General features: G+C 67.0%; 16 protein-coding genes. 13 read left to right on the top strand and 3 right to left on the bottom strand.

The features are described 5' to 3' along the window. Positions 1 to 37: 37 nt before the first annotated feature. Complete coding sequence (locus DBV10_RS09080; RefSeq protein WP_124512783.1) at positions 38 to 916, bottom strand: LysR family transcriptional regulator; 879 nt, start codon at positions 914 to 916, stop codon at positions 38 to 40. Between the two features lie 101 nt (positions 917 to 1,017). Between DBV10_RS09080 and DBV10_RS09085 the strand changes: the two genes are divergently transcribed. The 4 genes from DBV10_RS09085 to DBV10_RS09100 are packed head-to-tail and all read left to right on the top strand — an operon-like array spanning position 1,018 to position 4,378. Then, the gene (locus DBV10_RS09085; protein WP_124512785.1) at positions 1,018 to 1,908 is read left to right on the top strand and encodes an SDR family NAD(P)-dependent oxidoreductase; all 891 of its coding nucleotides are present in this window, start codon (positions 1,018 to 1,020) and stop codon (positions 1,906 to 1,908) included. A 38-nt stretch (positions 1,909 to 1,946) separates the two neighbouring features. After that, positions 1,947 to 3,023, top strand: coding sequence for an alkene reductase (locus DBV10_RS09090; protein ID WP_124512787.1), 1,077 nt, complete (start codon positions 1,947 to 1,949; stop codon positions 3,021 to 3,023). A 15-nt stretch (positions 3,024 to 3,038) separates the two neighbouring features. Continuing rightward, positions 3,039 to 3,776 (top strand): pirin family protein, encoded by a 738-nt coding sequence (locus DBV10_RS09095; protein ID WP_124512789.1) that lies wholly within the window; start codon positions 3,039 to 3,041, stop codon positions 3,774 to 3,776. Positions 3,777 to 3,790: 14 nt separating this feature from the next. After that, positions 3,791 to 4,378 carry an isochorismatase family protein gene (locus DBV10_RS09100; RefSeq protein WP_124512791.1) on the top strand — a complete coding sequence of 196 codons (588 nt, stop codon included), beginning with the start codon at positions 3,791 to 3,793 and terminating at the stop codon, positions 4,376 to 4,378. A 130-nt stretch (positions 4,379 to 4,508) separates the two neighbouring features. On the opposite strand, the gene DBV10_RS09105 is transcribed toward DBV10_RS09100, so the two are convergent. Together DBV10_RS09105 and hemH are read right to left on the bottom strand one after the other, a co-directional pair. Then, positions 4,509 to 6,989 carry a Lon protease family protein gene (locus DBV10_RS09105; RefSeq protein ID WP_124512793.1) on the bottom strand — a complete coding sequence of 827 codons (2,481 nt, stop codon included), beginning with the start codon at positions 6,987 to 6,989 and terminating at the stop codon, positions 4,509 to 4,511. Positions 6,990 to 7,141: 152 nt separating this feature from the next. After that, a complete protein-coding gene (gene hemH / locus DBV10_RS09110; protein WP_124512795.1) occupies positions 7,142 to 8,254 on the bottom strand; it encodes a ferrochelatase in 1,113 nt (370 codons plus the stop codon). A gap of 149 nt (positions 8,255 to 8,403) precedes the next feature. Here hemH and DBV10_RS09115 point away from each other — a divergent pair, with 149 nt between their 5' ends. From DBV10_RS09115 to DBV10_RS09155, 9 genes are all read left to right on the top strand, one after another. Then, a complete protein-coding gene (locus DBV10_RS09115) occupies positions 8,404 to 9,075 on the top strand; it encodes an amino acid ABC transporter permease (RefSeq protein WP_124512797.1) in 672 nt (223 codons plus the stop codon). A gap of 12 nt (positions 9,076 to 9,087) precedes the next feature. Beyond that, entirely contained in the window at positions 9,088 to 9,741 is a 654-nt protein-coding gene (locus DBV10_RS09120) for an amino acid ABC transporter permease (protein WP_124512799.1), read from the top strand. A 79-nt stretch (positions 9,742 to 9,820) separates the two neighbouring features. Then, a complete protein-coding gene (locus DBV10_RS09125) occupies positions 9,821 to 10,627 on the top strand; it encodes a transporter substrate-binding domain-containing protein (protein ID WP_124512801.1) in 807 nt (268 codons plus the stop codon). A gap of 35 nt (positions 10,628 to 10,662) precedes the next feature. Continuing rightward, positions 10,663 to 11,442: an amino acid ABC transporter ATP-binding protein gene (locus tag DBV10_RS09130; RefSeq protein WP_124512803.1), complete on the top strand. Its 780-nt coding sequence runs from the start codon at positions 10,663 to 10,665 to the stop codon at positions 11,440 to 11,442. Positions 11,443 to 11,549: 107 nt separating this feature from the next. Then, on the top strand, positions 11,550 to 12,305 hold the full coding sequence (locus DBV10_RS09135) for a sugar phosphate isomerase/epimerase (protein WP_124512805.1): 756 nt from the start codon (positions 11,550 to 11,552) through the stop codon (positions 12,303 to 12,305). Beyond that, a complete protein-coding gene (locus DBV10_RS09140) occupies positions 12,302 to 13,255 on the top strand; it encodes a sugar kinase (RefSeq protein WP_124512807.1) in 954 nt (317 codons plus the stop codon). Before DBV10_RS09135 ends, DBV10_RS09140 begins: the two co-directional genes overlap by 4 nt. Further along, positions 13,252 to 14,283, top strand: coding sequence for a 2-hydroxyacid dehydrogenase (locus tag DBV10_RS09145; RefSeq protein WP_370451135.1), 1,032 nt, complete (start codon positions 13,252 to 13,254; stop codon positions 14,281 to 14,283). The genes DBV10_RS09140 and DBV10_RS09145 overlap by 4 nt, the downstream gene beginning before the upstream one ends. After that, complete coding sequence (locus DBV10_RS09150; RefSeq protein ID WP_124512812.1) at positions 14,280 to 15,344, top strand: LacI family DNA-binding transcriptional regulator; 1,065 nt, start codon at positions 14,280 to 14,282, stop codon at positions 15,342 to 15,344. The genes DBV10_RS09145 and DBV10_RS09150 overlap by 4 nt, the downstream gene beginning before the upstream one ends. Before the next feature lie 135 nt (positions 15,345 to 15,479). After that, a complete protein-coding gene (locus DBV10_RS09155) occupies positions 15,480 to 16,187 on the top strand; it encodes an HAD-IA family hydrolase (protein ID WP_124512814.1) in 708 nt (235 codons plus the stop codon). Positions 16,188 to 16,273 lie beyond the last annotated feature (86 nt).

The following is a 16,273-nucleotide window of genomic DNA, read 5'->3' on the forward strand; positions in this document are numbered from 1 at the left end:
ATCTCACAACCCTAAACAAGAGCAGTCCCTGAGATCATCAATCCAAAGCAGACAGTCGCTCCTTCAGGAACTCGATGAACCGCTGCGTCTTTGCGGGCAGTAGCCGTGTTTCGGTAAAGGCGTAGACCGGCATCGGTTTGCCCTGCCAACCAGGCAGCACGTGCAGCAGTTCACCTCTGGCCAAGTCGTCGGCTACAACAGCCTTGGGCAACAGGATCAATCCCTGGTCGAGCGTTGCCAGGCGACGGAACATGCCTACGCTGTTCAGTACATAGCGTCCGCCGACATGGACCTGGACCGTGTCGGCGCCGTTCTGCAACGTCCATGTGTCTGCCTTGGGAAATCCCAGGCACTCATGTCGCGAAAGGTCGTCCGGATTCTTGGGCTCGCCAGCCCGCGCCAGATAACGCGGCGAGGCATAGACCTGCGCCTTCAGCATCGCGAGTTGGCGTGCGATCAAGGTCGAGCTGGGCTGCTCGCCCATTCGGATGGCCACATCAAAGGGCTCGGTCACCAAGTCAACGCGCCGCGGCGTCAGATCGAAGTCGAAGCTGATCCCCGGGTAGCGCTCGGCGAACGCGGTGATGATGGGTGCCAAGTAAATGGTGGAGAAATCCACCGGCAGTGAGGCGCGCAACACACCGCTGGGTTGCGCAAGCATTTCGCCCAGTTGCTCGTGAGCGATGCGGGCCTCGTCCACGATGCGTCGGCAGCGGTCGTAGTAAATCCGTCCTGCCTCTGTCAATTCCACCCGACGGGTCGTGCGATGCAGCAGCCGCAGGCCAATGGCCTTTTCCAGGAGGCTGATACGCCTGGACACGGTGGAGTTGGGCACGCCCGTCGCTTCCGCTGCGCCCCTGAAGCCTTTGGCGTTGACCACCTCCACGAACAACGCCATGTCGTTCAGCAGTTCCATCTTATTGCTCCATCAATGAATCAATGTTTCTCACGAAGCCATCTTTATCTCATGGGTAGGTTAATTCAAGATTCAGCCCATCGCATCAAGGATCGCTCTCAATGAAAAAAGACACCCTCCAGTTCAAACCAGCGCCGCTCAAACGCGAAGAGGTGCTGGGCCGCAATGTCGCCATCGTGGGCGGGACAGGCGGCATTGGCCGCGCACTGGCCAGGGAACTGGCCGGCTACGGCGCCAACGTCGTTGTCGTGGGACAGACCTTCCGCGATGCGGACATGGCCAACATCGGATTCATCCGCGCCGACCTCAGCCTGATGAGCGAAGCCCGCCGTGTGGCCAGCCTGCTGCCGGCCGAGAGCCTGGACCTTGTGATCTTCACGACCGGCATCTTTGCCGCCCCGAAGCGGCAGCAGACTGCCGAGGGCCTGGAGCGAGACATGGCGGTGAGCTATCTGAGCCGCCTGGTCATCCTGCAAGCGATCGCGCCTCGCCTTGGGACCGGACGCCCCGCTGGACGTGCCAAGCCTCGTGTGTTCGTCATGGGCTATCCCGGCACCGGCCAGGCGGGCGCGCTGGGCGATCTGAACGCCGAGCGCTCTTACCGTGCCATGGGGGTCCACATGAACACGGTGGCTGGCAACGAGATGCTGGTGCTGGACGGCGCCCGTCGCCACAAGCAGTTCAATGTCTACGGCCTGAATCCGGGCCTCATCAAGACCGACATCCGCAGCAACTTCCTGGGCGGCAGCAAGTTTGTGTTTGCACTGCTGGAGGGCCTGATCGGTCTGGTGACGCCGACGGCGGACGACTACGCCAAGCGGATCGCCCCGCTGCTGGTGGCACCCGAGTTGGAGGCTCGCAGCGGCGCGCTGTTCAACAGCAAGGCGCAGGCCATTCTGCCGTCGCCCGGTCTGGTGCCCGCCCACATTGCTGCCTTCCTGAACGAATCCCAGGCCCTGGTGGCGCGCACGGACGCCAGCCAACCGGCCTGAACCAAAAGCCCCTTTTTCAACACATCACCGAGAACGCCATGTCAAAGCTTTTCACTCCCGTCCAAGTCGGCCGCTACACCCTTGCCAACCGCCTGGTCATGGCGCCGATGACCCGTTCGCGTGCCCAGTCCGATGGCACGCCTGGCGCGTCGGCCGCCATCTATTACGCCCAGCGCGCAGACATCGGCTTGATCGTGACTGAAGGCACCCAACCCTCGGACGATGGCCAGGGCTATCTGATGACGCCCGGCATCTACACCGACGAGCACGTCACAGGTTGGCGCACAGTGAGCGAAGCGGTGCATGCACGTGGTGGCCACCTGTTCATCCAACTGATGCACGCTGGCCGTCTCTCGCATCCAGACAACACGCCGCATCACCGCCAAGGTGTCGCACCTTCGGCCATTGACTCGGGTGCACAGATGTTCACCCCGACGGGCATGCAGGCGGCTCCCGTTCCGCGCGCACTGAGCCTCGACGAGATCGGCCTGACCATCGCTGACTTCCGGCTCGCGGCACGGCGTGCCATCGAAGCCGGCGCCGATGGCGTGGAGATTCACGGTGCCAATGCCTACCTGATTCAACAGTTCCTGGCGCCAAGCGCCAATACACGTACCGACGCCTACGGCGGCTCCATCGAGAACCGTGCGCGCTTTGCCATCGAGGTGGCCCAGGCCATCGCTGATGAGATTGGCGCAGATCGCACGGCCATCCGCTTGTCGCCGGGCACCACGTTGTGGGGCATTGACGAGGGGGCTGAGGGGCCGGCGCTGTATCGCTATCTGGTGGCCGAACTGAACAAGCTGGGTCTGGCCTACCTGCACGTCATGCACCAGGGCAACGAAGCCCTGCTGTCCGACATCCGGGCGCTCTGGACGGGCACGCTGATGTTGAACCGCTCGGGTCGTGCACGCGAGCAGATGGGTGCAGACCTCGCATCGGGACTAGCCGATCTGGAATCTTATGGCCAGATGGTTCTGGCCAACCCGGACTTCGTCGCGCGTGTGAAGGCGAACGTCCCCATGAATCCGGCGGACCGCAACAGCTTCTTTGGCGGCGGTGACGCGGGCTACATCGACTATCCGACGCAGGCTGCCGAGCCCGTGCAGGCCTGAGGGAGGACGACCGAAATGCCCACCGTCGTTCAACTTCAGCGGGCCAACCACGGCAGCCACTTTCGGGCCTTCGGCCTGCGTGGCGCGGCGGCGCTGATTGACCCGTTCATTGGGGTCGACCATGCGTGGATGAGTGCGCCGACCTTCCCGCCGCATCCGCATGCGGGCTTCTCGGCAGTGTCCTATGTGTTCCTCAACTCTGAGAGCGGCATCGCCAATCGCGACTCCCTCGGCACGGTCAACCTCATCCAACCGGGCGGCGTGCACTGGATGGTTGCGGGCAAGGGCGTGGTCCACGAGGAAGTTCCTGCGGAGCCGGGAAGGACCGTGCATTCGCTTCAAATCTTTGTACAGCTTCCGCCCGAGAAGCGTTCCGCCGCGCCGCAAGCACTCAGCCTGACGCCTCAACAGGTACCGACGGTGCTGCGCCCAGGTGTCAAGGTCCGCGTGGTCGCGGGTGAGTTCGCGGGGCAATGCTCACCGACCGATGCGCCGACTGCGGTGGACATGCTCGACATCAGTCTGGAGGCCGGGGCGGAGCTGGACATTCCCATCGCGCCAGGCCGTACCACCTTCGTGCTACCGGTGTTGGGGCCGGTGAGCGTGAATGGGCGGCCCTTCGCGCTCGAAGACCTTTTGGCCCCCGTTTACCCGGCGGAACGCGCGCCGCGAGAAACCAAGCTTCAGTCCCCTGGTGGGGCCGCCAAAGTGATGGTCTTTGGCGGTACCCCTTTCAACCCCGCCACCATCTGATTCTGGAGATGAATATGAGCTTCAAGCGTTTCACAGGCGGCGATGCCGTCATGCTGTTGGTCGACCATCAGGTCGGCACCATGGGCTGGGTCCAGTCCATTCCCTTCGAGGAGATGAAGCGCAATGCGCTGATGCTGGCAAAGACCGCGAAGATTCTCGGCATGCCGGTTGTACTGACCTCCAGCATGGAGGAGTACGCTCAGGGACCTTTGCTGAACGAGCTCCAGGACATCCTGCCCGGCGAATTCGCCGCCCGGATCAAGCGCCTGGGAGTCGTCAATGCCATGGACGATGAGGCCTTTGCCGAAGCCGTCAAGGCCACCGGCCGCAAGCGCATCGTGCTGGCTGGCGTGACCAACGATGTCTGCACTGTCTATCCAGCCCTGACTTTGATTTCGCAAGGCTATGAAGTTCAGGTCGTCGCGGATGCTGGTGGTTCGCCGAGCAAGATGGGCGACGACATGGCGCTGCGCCGGATGGAAAAGGCTGGTGTGACCTTGACTAGCACCAACCAACTGATTGCCGAATTGGCCGGCAACTGGAGTACCCCCGAGGGCGTCCGCATCGTGCAAGAAGTCGTCATGCCTGCACTTCAGAGCTGAACGTCGTCGTGGGTGCAGGTGGTGGTGATTCCACCTGCTTGACTGGCAGCTTTGACATAGGACGAGTGGCCGCTCCCGCTGCCAATCAACCAAAACCCCGAGTATTTAATCTCGTGGGCCCCTGACCCACCTACCGACCCCGAACCCCGCGCCCCCTCCGCGCAGCCCCCGCAATCTGACAAGCCCGTCGGTACGCGCGCAAGGTCAGCTCGGCCCGCTGCATCACGGTGTCTTCCACGGCCGCAGCACGGTGGGCCAACTCATCAGCCTGCGCCTGCAGCAGTTCGGCCGGGCTCATCCCTGATGCCTCCCCCGTCAGCAGCGCAATTCCCTCGCTCACATGCCCCATGGTGTAGACATGGAACAGCCCGCGCTCCACCGCGTCCAGCACGCTGCGGTCCAGCATCAGGTGGCGCTGGTTGCGGGCGGGGATCAGTACGCCGTGGGTGCCGTCGAGCCCTGCGGTGCGGCAGGCGCGGAACCAGCCTTCGATCTTTTCGTTGATGCCGCCGACGGGCAGCACTTCGCCGTGCTGGTTCAATGCGCCCGTCACGGCGATGCCCTGGCGCAGGGGCAGGCCTGACAGGCTGGACAGCAGCGCGTACAGCTCGGCGCACGAGGCCGAGTCGCCTTCCACGCCGCTGTATTCCTGCTCGAACACGATGGAGGCATTGAGCGCCAGCGGCGCCACGTGGCTGAACAGGGCAGTCAGGTAGCTGTGCAGGATGAGCACGCCCTTGTCGTGGATGGGGCCGGACATATCGACCTCGCGCTCGATGTTGAGCAGGCCCTCTTGCCCGGCAAAGGTGCGCGCGGTGATGCGCACCGGAAAACCGAAGCGGTAGTCGCCCAGGTCGATTTGCGTCATGGCGTTGATCTGGCCGGTGATGGAGCCTGCCAGCGAGATCAGGCGCTCGCCCTCGGTGATGGAGTCGTGCAGTTCTTCTTCGGGCTGGTTGTGGCGCTGGGTGCGGGCGGCCAGGGCGGCCTGCACGTCGGCGGCTTGCACCAGCGTGCCGCCGCGCGCCTTGCACAGGGCGGCGCTTTCGATGGCCAGCGCTTCGGTGTGCGCAAAGCGTGCGCTCTGGCGGCGCTGGTCGTCGGCCTCGCGGTGGGTTTGCTCCAGCAGCAGGGCCACGGCGTCGGGGCCGAAGGGGGGCAGGCCGCGCTTCTTGCAGACTTGCGCCACCAGGATGGCGGTGGCGTGGTGGGTGGCGGGGGTGGCGGCAAAGTGGTCTGAAAAATCCACCTTCACGCGAAAGCGGCGCGCGGCGTCGGGGTCGGCATCCTGCAGCGCGTAGTACTCGTCCACCGATCCGATCAGCACGATTTTCACGTCCACGTCCACCGGCTCGGGCTGCAGCGCCACGGCGCCGCCGGGGGCATGGCCCGGGCCGCCGCCACCTTCTTCGATCTGCAGGCGGCCGCAGCGCAAAAAGCGGCGCAGGCGTTGCCACAGGCCTTCTTCGGCGGCCAGGTCGTGCAGGTGCAGCAGGATGAAGCCGCCGTGCGCCTTGAGCAGGCTGCCCGCGTGGATGCTGGTGTGGTCGGCCTGCACGGTGTCGGCGTCCGATCCATGTTCGATGCTGCCGAACAGTGTGCGCTGGGTGGGGTTGTCCTCCACCACCACGGGGGCGGCGGTGCGGCCGTGGTTGTCTACCACCAGGTTCACCTGGCAGCGGGCCAGCAGGTCATCGAGCGCGTCCTTGCGGTCGTCTTCGGCATCGGCGCCCTGGTCGGGGTCGAGGGGCTCGAACAGGTCGATGTCGGCCAGCACCGCATGCTCCACCTGGTCAAGCCAGTGCGTGAGCTTGACGGTGTCCTTGATCTGCTTGCGCAGGCCCTGGCGGATGTCGTGCAGCGCGTGTTCCACCAGGGGCTTGATGGTCTGGCGGCGCAAGGCGGCCAGGGCGTCGTCGCGGGTGCGCTCCAGCGGGCGGGCGGCTTCGAGAAAGCGGGCGATCTCGGTGCGCACTTCCTGCTCGGCCATATCGATCTCGGCGCGGCGCTCGCGCGGCAGGGCGCGGGCTTCGGCTTCGGTCAGCGGCTGGCCCTTGGGGCCGGTGAGGGTGAACACCATCTGCCCGCCGTCGCGCGTCAGGCGGAACTGGCGCGCCTCGGCAAACGCGTCCAGCACCGCAAAGGCCTCGCCTTCTTGCGCCTGCCAGGCTTTCTCGATGCGCTCGGCTTCGGCCTTGAAGTCGGCGGCGGCCAGGCGTTTGGGGATGTCGGCCTGCAGGTTCTTGGCCATGTCGGCCAGGCCTTGGCGCAGCTGGCGGCCCTGGCCTGCTGGCAGGCGCAGGGCGCGGGGGCGGTCGGGCATGTCGAAGTTGTGCAGGTAGCACAGGTCGGGCGGCACGGCGCGCTGGCTGGCCGCCGCCTGCATGGCCTGGCGCAGCAGCGACGCGCGCCCGCTGCCCACTTCGCCCAGCACAAACAGGTGGTAGTCGGGCTGGTGCAGCCCCAGGCCAAACTGCGCGGCGGCCTGCGCGCGCTCCTGGCCGATCCAGGGCAGGGGCAGGTCTTGCAGCTCGGCCGTGCTGGCAAAGCCCAGCGTGGCGGGGTCAATCGTCAGCCGCAGCTGGTGGGGGGCGAGGGCAAAGGCGGGCATGGGTGCGGTGGTTGGGAGCGGGCCCCGGGGGGCGCCATCTCGGGAGTGTGAGGCAAAAAGGCCTGTGGCGCCCTATAGGTAAGCGGAAATAGCTATAAAAAATGTAGCAACCTGCATTGGGGCGCGCTCTGTGTTTTGTGCGGGGCGGTCGGTCAACGGCCCGCGGGGCAGGCCCCGGCAGGTGCACCGCCCGCTTGCGCATGGCTGCGTGCATCGGCCAGCGCGGCAGCGGTGGGGGCCTCGGTGGGCCAGCCCGCCAGGTGCTGCTGGGCCACGCGGCTCAGGGCCGTGATCCAGTGGTTGTTGTCGTTCAGGCAGGGGATGTAGTGAAACTCCTGCCCGCCTGCGTGCAAGAAGGCCTCGCGCACTTCCATGTTGATTTCTTCCAGCGTCTCCAGGCAGTCGCTGGTGAAGCCGGGGCACACCACGTCCACGCGCCGCGTGCCCGCCTTGCCCAGGGCCTCGATAGTGGGCTGGGTGTAGGGCTCCAGCCACTTGGCCTTGCCAAAACGTGACTGGAAGGTGATGCGAAAGCGCTCCTCGCGCAGGCCCAGGCGCTCGGCCAGCAGGCGGCCGGTCTTGCGCGCCTCGCAGTGGTAGGGGTCGCCCAGGTGCAGGGTGCGCTCGGGCACGCCATGAAAGCTCATCACCAGCTGGTCGGGCTGGCCGTGGTGTTTCCAGTGGGTTTCGATGGTGCGGGCCAGGGCGTCGATGTAGCCGGGGGCGTCGTGGTAGCGATTCACAAAACGCAGTTCGGGCACGTGGCGGGTGCTGGCCGCCCAGGCATACACCGCGTCGAACACGCTGGCCGTGGTGGTGGCCGAATACTGCGGGTACAGCGGCAGGATGAGGATGCGCGTGGCACCTTCGGCCTTCAGCGCGTCCAGCTCGCTGGCGATGGACGGGTTGCCATAGCGCATGGCATGGCGCACCAGCACGCTGTGGCCCGCCTCGCCCAGCCAGCCACGCAGCAGTGTGGCTTGTTTGGCCGTCCACACCGCCAGGGGCGAGCCCTCGGGCGTCCACACCGTGGCGTATTTGGCGGCGGATTTGGCGGGGCGGGTGCGCAGGATGATGCCGTGCAGGATGGGCCACCACGCCAGTTTGGGAATCTCCACCACACGGTGGTCACCCAGAAACTGCGCCAGATACCGGCGCACCGCAGGGGCCGTGGCTTCGTCGGGCGTGCCCAGGTTGCACAGCAGCACGGCGGTGCGTTCGGCCTGGCCGTGGGTGTAAGGGGGTTCGGGGCGGAAAGAAGGCATGCGGCATTTTCACCCACGCGCCTGGCTGGTGCGGGCAGGGCTCTTTTCGGCCCGTCCCAGGCCTTTTTGGCGGGCTGCGGGTAATCCCCGATGTGGTCATGAAACCGGTTTCATAAACTCGCATCACTTCGGAATAACGACTGTCCACCGTGAATTACCAGTTCCAGTTCGATGCCGTGTTGGCCGCGTGGCCCTTGTTGCTCAAGGGCACGTGGATCACCGTGCAGCTGTCGCTCACGGCCACCTTGCTCGGGCTGGTGGTTGCCATCTTCTGCGCCTGGGGCAAGACGGGCGGGCCCGCGTGGCTGCGGTTCCTGATCAATGCGTACATCGAGGTCATCCGCAACACGCCGTTCCTGGTGCAGCTGTTCTTTTTCTTCTTTGCACTGCCGTCCATCGGCTTGCGCTGGTCGCCCTACACGGCGGCGCTCACGGCCATGGTGGTCAATCTGGGCGCCTATGCGGCCGAGATCGTGCGGGCGGGCATCGAGTCCATCCCCAAGGGGCAGATCGAGGCGGGCAAGGCGCTCAACCTCAAGCCCTGGGAGATCTTCCGCTTCGTCATCCTCAAACCCGCGCTCAAGGCCATCTACCCCGCACTCACCAGCCAGTTCATCCTGTTGATGCTCAGCTCGGCTGTGGTGTCGGTGATCTCGGCGGACGACCTGACCTCGGTGGCGGCCAACCTGCAGTCGCAGACCTTCCGCAGCTTTGAGATCTACATCGTGGTGGCGGCCATTTACCTGGTGCTGGCGCTGTCGTTCTCGGCGCTGTTCAAGCTGATCTACCAGCGCACGCTGAACTACCCCGACCGTCGCTGAGGAAAACCTGCCATGCGTACTTTCGGATTCTCGGAATTCCTTTTCATCCTGCAGGCTGCGCAGTGGACGCTGGCGCTGTCGGCCATCGCCTTTGTGGGCGGGGCGCTGCTGGGCCTGGTGGTGGCGCTGTCGCGCACCTCTGAGAACGCCATGGCGCGCAACGCGTCGCGGGTGTTCATCCAGGTCTTTCAGGGCACGCCGCTGCTGCTGCAGTTGTTTCTGATCTTTTTTGGTGCCCCGGTGATGGGGCTGGACATCAACCCCTGGGTGGCGGCGGGCGTGGCGCTGGTGCTCAACAGCGCGGCCTTCCTCGCAGAGATCTGGCGCGGCTGTATTGAAGCGGTGCCACGCGGCCAGTGGGAGGCCGCGCAGGCCCTGAACCTGAGCTACATCAACCGCATGCGGTTTGTGGTGCTGCCGCAGGCTTTCAAGATCGCGCTGCCGCCCACGGTGGGCTACATGGTGCAGATCATCAAAGGCACCTCGCTGGCCGCCATCATCGGCTTCACCGAGATCACGCGGGCGGGGCAGATCATCAACAACGCCACCTTCCAGCCGCTGCATGTGTTCACCACCGTGGCCGCGCTGTACTTCGTGATCTGCTGGCCGCTGTCGCTGCTGGCGGCGCGCATGGAGCGCCAGCGGGCCCGGGCGCTGGCCCGCTGACCGGCCCGCACGGCCCCACGCACTTTTTCTTTTGCTGTTTGTTTTCTCGTTCCCGTCTACAACCACCCGGAGACATGCCATGACCTTTTCCCTGCACCGCCGCACCGTCACCACCGCCCTGGCCGCCCTCGGCCTGGGTGCCGCCCTCACGGCCTTTGCGCCGCTGGCCGCCGCGCAGTCCGTGGCCGACATCAAGAAGAAGGGCGAGCTGACCATTGGCATGCTGGTGGACTTTCCACCCTACGGCACCACCAATGCGCAAAACCAGCCCGACGGCTACGACGCCGACGTGGCCAAGCTCTTGGCCAAGGAGCTGGGCGTGAAGGCCAACATCGTGCCCGTGACCGGCCCCAACCGCATTCCCTTCCTGCTGACCAACAAGGTCGACGTGCTGGTGGCCTCGCTCGCCGTCACCCCTGAGCGCGCCAAGCAGGTGCAGTTCTCGCAGCCCTATGCAGCCGCCACCATCGTGCTGTACGGCAAGACGGGCGCCAACATCAAGAGTGCGGCCGACCTCAAGACCGTGCGCGTGGGCGTGGCCCGTGCCAGCACGCAAGACGTGGCGGTGACCAAGGCTGCGCCCGAGGGCACCGAGATCCGCCGCTTCGACGACGACGCATCGGCCATGCAGGCACTGATCTCGGGCCAGGTCGATGCGATCGGCTGCTCGGTCACCGTGGCGGCGCAGATCGCCAAGCGCGTGCCCGCCAACACCTTCGAGAACAAGTTCAACCTGCTGCAGCAGGCCATGGGCATTGCCCTGCGCCCCGGCCAGGACGAACTGGTGAAAACCGTCAACGACTTCGTGGCGCGCAACACGGCCAACGGCGAGCTGAACAAGCTGTACCAGAAATGGCTGGGCGCCGACCTGCCCAAGCTGCAGTAAGACACCTCCAGACAGGACAGCACAAGGAGCCATTGATGAGCGACGCAGTCACGACCGCCCCCGGCACCCCGCCGATCATCCGCATGGAAGGGGTCAACAAGTGGTACGACAGCTTTCAGGTGCTGACCGACATCCACCTGTCGGTGCGGCCCGGGGAGCGCATCGTGATCTGCGGGCCGTCGGGCTCGGGCAAGTCCACGCTGATCCGGTGCATCAACCGGCTGGAGACCGTGCAGAAGGGCCGCATCGAGGTGGACGGGATCGACCTGACCGCCGGCGGCAAGAACGTGGATGCCGTGCGCGCCGAGGTGGGCATGGTGTTCCAGCAGTTCAACCTGTTTCCGCACCTCACCATTTTGGAGAACTGCACGTTGGCGCCCATGCGATCGCGTGGCATGGGCCGCGAAGAGGCCGAGGCGGTGGCCATGAAGTACCTCACGCGCGTGCGCATCCCCGAGCAGGCGCACAAGCACCCCAGCCAGCTGTCGGGCGGGCAGCAGCAGCGCGTGGCCATTGCGCGCGCGCTGTGCATGGCGCCCAAGGTGATGCTGTTCGACGAGCCCACCTCGGCGCTGGACCCGGAGATGGTCAAGGAAGTGCTGGACACCATGATCGGCCTGGCCGAAGACGGCATGACCATGCTGTGCGTGACGCACGAAATGGGCTTTGCGCGCAGCGTGGCCGACCGTGTGATCTTCATGGCCGACGGCAAGATCCTGGAGCAGGCGCCGCCCGCGCAGTTCTTCGGCCAGCCGCAGCACGAGAAGACGCGCCAGTTCCTCGGCCAGATCCTGAGTTCGCACCACGCCCACTGAATTCGCTGAGTCCGCTCCGTGCGTTGAATGCATGCACTGGGCTTTGTTGATGCAGCCCCGGCAAAAGCCTTGTGAAGGCCCCGTCGACGGGCTTGAAAGAAACACCCATGAAGGTATTGATCTCCCTGTCCTCCTTCGGTGCGGCCGAAACGGGGCGCCACGGCCAGCTGTGGTGCACCGACCTGGCCCGCCACGCCGGTGCCGACGGCGTGGAAGTGCGCGGCGAGCTGTTGCGCGACGCATCCACCGAGCTGCCCGCGCTGGCGGGCCGGGCGGCGGTGTACTCCAGCCCCGAGGGCCTGTGGACCCACGGCGGCGCGCTGGACGAGGCAGCCTTGCAGCGCGGTCTGCACGCATCGCAGGTGCTGCAGGCGCCCCGGCTCAAGATGTCCATTGGCGGCTTCGGCGCGCACCTGCCGCAGTCGCAGGCATCGCTGCAGCGCCTGAAGGCGCTGCTGGCCGCCGCCCCGCAGGTGGAGCTGGTGATCGAGAATGACCAGACCGCCACCGCCGGCACGCTGGCCGCCATGCAGGTGTTCTTTGCGGCGCAGGCGCAGGCCGGGCTCGACCTGGGCATGACCTTTGACATGGGCAACTGGCACTGGCAGGGCGAATGCCCGCTGCAGGCCGCGCAGGCCCTGGCGCCGCATGTGCGCTATGTGCACTGCAAGGGCGTGCAGCGCCTGCCGGCCAAGTGGATTGCGGTGCCGCTGGCCGAGTCGGTGGCCCCCTGGCGCGCCGTGCTGCGCGCGCTGCCGGCCGATGTGCCACACGCCATTGAATACCCGCTGGTGGGCGACGACCTGGCGGGCGTCACGCGCGAGCAGGTGGACTTCATCCGTGCGGTGCGAGGTGCGGCATGAGCGACGCCACCACTTTCGACGTCGCCCTGTTTGGCGAGGCCATGCTGCTGCTGGTGGCCAATGAGCCCGGCCCGCTGGAGAACGCCACGGGTTTTTACAAACGCACGGCCGGTGCCGAGACCAACGTGGCCATCGGCCTCGCGCGCCTGGGCCTGAAGGTGGGCTGGGCCAGCCGCCTGGGCACCGACTCCATGGGCCGTGCGCTGATCGCGGCCATGCGCGGCGAGGGCATCGACTGCTCGCACGTGGTCTGCGACGCCACGCAGCGCACGGGCTTTCAGTTCAAGGAACGCGTGACCGACGGGCGCGACCCGCAGGTCGAATACCACCGCAAGGGCTCGGCCGCCAGCCAGATGGGCCCGGCCGATGTGGACGAGCCCTGGCTGCGGTCCGCGCGCCACCTGCACGCCACGGGCGTGTTCGCGGCCATCTCGGACAGCAGCCAGCAGGCGGCCCTCCGCACGCTGGAGGTGATGCGCGCCGCGGGCCGCACCATCTCGTTCGACCCCAACCTGCGCCCCACGCTCTGGGCCTCGCCCGAGGCCATGCGCCACGGGATCAACACCCTGGCAGCCTATGCCGACTGGGTGCTGCCGGGCCTGGAGGAGGGCGTGTTCCTGACCGGCGAAACCACGCCCGAAGGCGTGGCGCGGTTCTACCGCGAGCGGGGTGCGAAGCTGGTTGTCGTGAAGCTCGGGCCTGAGGGCGCCTACTACGACAGCGACGTGGCCGGCACTGGCCGCGTGCCCGGCGTGCCCGTGGCCCAGGTGGTGGACACCGTGGGCGCGGGCGACGGCTTTGCGGTGGGGGTGGTCAGCGCGCTGCTCGAAGGCCTGCCCGTGCCGGCCGCCGTGCGCCGTGGCGCATGGATCGGTGCGCGCGCGGTGCAGGTGCTGGGCGATACCGAAGGGCTGCCCACGCGGGCGCAATTGCAGGAGGCGGGCCTGTGAACGGGCCTGCATCTCCATCTGCATCTGCGGTGGAAGGCGCGTCCTTGCGCAAGAAGGTGCTGGTCTTTCGCGAGCTGCCGCCCGACCAGCTCGCGCGGCTGGCGGCTGTGCACGACGTGACCGTGGCCAACCCCCGCAAGCCGGAAGAGCGCGCGCTGTTCGACGCGGCGCTTGGCCAGGCCCAGGGGCTGATCGGGTCGAGTTTTCCGGTGGATGCCGCGCTGCTGGCGCGTGCGCCCCGGCTGGAGGTGGTCTCCAGCGTCTCGGTGGGCGTGGACAACTATGCGCTCGACGCGCTGCAGGCCCGGGGCATCGTGCTGTGCCACACGCCTGGCGTGCTGGACGAAACCGTGGCCGACACCGTGTTCGCGCTGCTCATGGCCACCAGCCGCCGTGTGGTGGAGCTGGCGCAGCTGGTGCGCGAGGGCCGGTGGACCAAGAACATCGGCGAAGACCTGTTCGGCAGCGATGTCCATGGCAAGACTTTGGGGCTGCTGGGCTTTGGCCGCATCGGCCAGGCCATCGCGCGCCGGGCGGCACTGGGCTTTGGCATGCCGGTGCTCTACCATGCGCGCCGGCCGGTGGACCTGGCCGACACCGCCCCCGAGCTGCAGGGCAAGGCCACGCAGGTGCCACTGGCCACGCTGCTGGCGCAATCGGACTTCGTGGTGGCCATGCTGCCGCTGTCGGGCAGCACGCGGGGCCTGGTCAACGCCGACGTCTTTGCAGCCATGAAGCCCGGCGCCATCTTCATCAACGGCGGGCGCGGCGCCACGGTGGTGGAGCAGGACCTGCTGCACGCGCTGGACCACGGCACGCTGCGCGCGGCGGGCATGGATGTGTTTGCCACCGAGCCGCTGCCGCTCGACTCGCCCCTGCGCACCCACCCGCGCGTGACGCCGCTGCCGCACATCGGCTCGGCCACGCATGGCACGCGCCACGCCATGGCCGTGCTGGCCACCACCAACCTGCTGCAGGCGCTGGCCGGAGAGCGGCCCGCCGCCGTGTATAACGCCGCGCAAGCATGACCCCACCGACACCCGCACCATCGGCCACGCCCCGCGTCCGCCCCACCATTGCCGATGTCGCGGCCGAGGCGGGTGTGTCCAAGGCCACGGTGTCGCGCTACTTCAACCACCGCGAGCGCCTGCTCAGCCCCGACATCGCCGCGCGTGTCGAGGCCGCCATCGCCAAGCTGGCCTACGTGCCCAGCCCCATGGCCCAGGCGCTCAGCCATGGCCGCTCGCGCCTCATCGGCCTGGTGGTGGCCGACATCACCAACCCCTATTCGGTGGCCGTGCTGCGCGGCGCCGAGAAGGCCTGCCAGGAGGCGGGCTACCTGGTGATGCTGTTCAACCTGGGCAACGACCGCGAGCGCGAGCGTGCCGCCATTGACGCCCTGGCGAGCTACCAGGTGGACGGTTTCATCCTCAACACCCTGGGGCAGGGCGATGGGCAGGCCGACCTGCACACCCTGCATGGCAAACCCGCCGTGCTGGTGGACCGGCGCCATGCGGGCCTGGCGGCGGACTTTGTCTCGCTCGACAACGAAGGCGCCATGCGCGATGCCTGTATGCACCTGGTGCAGCAGGGCTGGCACCACCTGCTGTACATCACCCAGCCCCTGCTGGGGGTGAGTTCGCGCATCGAGCGCACGGCCGCCTTCCGGGCTTGCCTGGCTGCACAGGGCGCTGAAGCCGCCCTGGTGCGCGGCGAGGTGCTGGAACTGGCCGCAGAGCAGGGCGATGAGGTGCTTGACCAGGCGCTGGCAGGTCTGCGCGAGCGGGCCGGGCCCGGCGAGCGCTGTGCCGTGGTGGCGGGTAACTCGGTGGTCACGCTGCGGGTGGCGGCTGCGGTGTCGCGCATGGGCTGGACCTTTGGGCAGGAGCTGGGCTTTGTGGGGTTTGACGACCCCGAGTGGGCCCCGCTGATACGGCCCGGCCTGAGCACGGTGGCGCAGCCCACCGATGCCATCGGCCACCGCGCCGCGCAATGCCTGCTGGACCGGCTGGGCGGCCTGCAGGGCCCCCCGCGCGAAAGCCTGTTGCCGGGGCAGCTCATGGTGCGGGGCTCGTCCTTGGGTGACTAGTACAGAGGCCTGGCTGAGCGGCCTCCGGCTTCGGGGCCGGCCCGCTGATTCCAGGGCCTGCGGTATGCTTTGCGGCCGCCGCCCAGTGTTCTGCCGGGCCCTTCATCCCATGCTGTTTTTTGCAGGTGCGCCCTTGTGCTGACCCCTTCCCTGGACATCTCCCGCATCCGCGCCATCTCCATCGACCTGGACGACACGCTCTGGCCCATCTGGCCCACCATCACGCGGGCAGAAAACGTGCTGCTGGACTGGCTCACGCACCATGCGCCCGCCACGGCGGCCCTGTTCTCCAGCGCCGAATCGCTGCGCGCCATCCGCAACCAGATGGTGGCGCTGCGGCCCGACCTGCTGCACGATCTGAGCGCGCTGCGGCGCGAGTCCATCCGCCTGGCGCTGACCCAGGCCGGTGACGAGCCCGCGCTGGCCGAACCAGCGTTTGACCTGTTCTTTGCCGAACGCATGCGTGTGGAGCTGTTTGACGATGCCCACGACACACTGGCGTTTTTGTCGGCGCGCTACCCGGTGGTGGCGGTGTCCAACGGCAATGCCGATGTGCACCGCATCGGCATCGGCCACTACTTTCGCCACAGCATCAGCGCGTCGGAGTTTGGCGTGGCCAAGCCCGATGCGCGCATCTTCCATGCCGCCGCCACGGCGGCCGACGTGTTGCCCCACGAGGTGCTGCATGTGGGTGACGACGCCACGCTGGATGCCCAGGGGGCTCTGCATGCGGGCATGCAGGCCGTGTGGATCAACAGCGCCAACCACCCCTGGCCGCACGGCGACACGCCGCCGCATGCCACGGTGGACAGCCTTACTGCACTGTGCAGACTGCTGGCCTGAAATGGAGACCCCCTGTGTCGCCTTCGGCGCCTTCCCCCGGGGGGACGACACCTTCGCTGCGGGGCGGCCCTTGCTCGGCGTCCCTG

Origin of the sequence: Acidovorax sp. FJL06 (assembly GCF_003852545.1) — a bacterium.
Lineage (GTDB): Bacteria > Pseudomonadota > Gammaproteobacteria > Burkholderiales > Burkholderiaceae_C > Acidovorax.